This window comes from Streptomyces sp. UH6 (assembly GCF_013421635.1).
GTDB lineage: Bacteria > Actinomycetota > Actinomycetes > Streptomycetales > Streptomycetaceae > Streptomyces > Streptomyces abyssomicinicus.
The window spans coordinates 1-1,332 of record NZ_JACADT010001271.1; the positions used below are offsets into that span (position 1 = coordinate 1).

1 protein-coding gene is annotated in these 1,332 nt (G+C 74.7%); it reads right to left on the reverse strand.

Translation table 11 applies throughout. The annotated features are described in order from the left end of the window. Positions 1-1,332 (reverse strand): condensation domain-containing protein (locus HW445_RS31185; protein WP_180224137.1); only part of this gene is annotated, 1,332 nt, incomplete at both ends.

The window sequence follows — 1,332 nt, forward strand, 5'->3', positions numbered from 1 at the left end:
CGAGCAGTGCCTCGAGTTCCGCGTCGGTGGCGAGCGGCAGGGCGCCCAGCGGCCGGTGCGGGTCGTCGGCGAGGGCGGTCAGCAGCGTGGTGAGCTGTGCGGCCATGCGCCGGGCGGTGGCGTCGTCGAACAGGCCGGTGCTGTAGGTGAGCAGGCCGTGCAGGGCCCCGTCGTCGGCCTCGGCGAACTCCCAGGTGAGGTCGAACGCCGCGTGCCGCAGCTCGGTCTCGGCGTCGGTGACCTCCAGGCCCGGCAGGCCGGTCGCGGCGGACGGGGTGTTCTGCAGGACGACCATCACCTGGAAGAGCGGGGTGCGGCTGGTGTCGCGTTCGGGGCGCACCTCGTCCACCACCCGTTCGAAGGGCACGTCCTGGTGGGTGAAGGCGTCGAGCACGGTCCGCCGTACGCCGGAGAGGAACTCCGGGAAGGGCTGCTCGGGGCGCACCTCGGAGCGCAGGACCAGGGTGTTGACGAAGAAGCCGACCAGGCCCTGCGTCTCGGGCAGGTCGCGGCCGGAGGTGACGGTGCCGACGGCGATGTCCTGCCCGCCGGTCAGCCGGGCCAGGTAGGCCTGGGTGGCGGCGACGAGGGTGGTGAACAGGGTGGCGCCGCGTTCCTGTCCGGCCCGGATGAGCCGGCGGGCGGTGTCCGGCGGCAGCACCAGGCGGGTGGTGGCGCCGTCGGCGGCGCGCACCGGCGGGCGCGGCCGGTCGGTCGGCAGGTCGAGCGGTTCGAGGCCGGCCAGCCGCTCCTTCCAGTACCCGAGGTGCTCTCCGGCGGCCGCGTCGGCGACGGTGCGCTGCCAGTGCGCGTAGTCGGCGTACTGCACCGGCAGCGCGGGGAGTTCGCCCGTGGCGGTGCCGGTCTCGGCCCGGTAGAGGTGGAAGAGGTCGCCGGTGAGGATGCCGGTGGACCAGCCGTCGGTGACGATGTGGTGCGTCACGAGGGCCAGGACGTGTTCGTCGCCGGACAGCCGCACCAGCGCGGGGCGCAGCAGCGGTCCGTGGCGCAGGTCGAAGGGGCGCGTGCGGGCCTCCGTGAGGAGTTCCTCCAGCCGCACCCCGCGGTCGGGTGCGGGCAGGCCGGACAGGTCGTGCAGCGGCAGCGGGACGTCCTGCGGCGGGTGCACGATCTGCACGCCGTGGCCGTCGGCCGAGTCGAAGGTGGTGCGCAGCGACTCGTGGCGGGCGACGACGGACCGCAGCGCCCGGGTGAGGGCTCCGGTGTCCAGGCGGCCGCGCAGGCGCAGCGCGAGCGCGGTGACGTATGCGGCGTCGCCGGGCGCGAACTCCTCGAGGAACCAGAGGCGTTGCTGCGCGTAGGACATCGGCG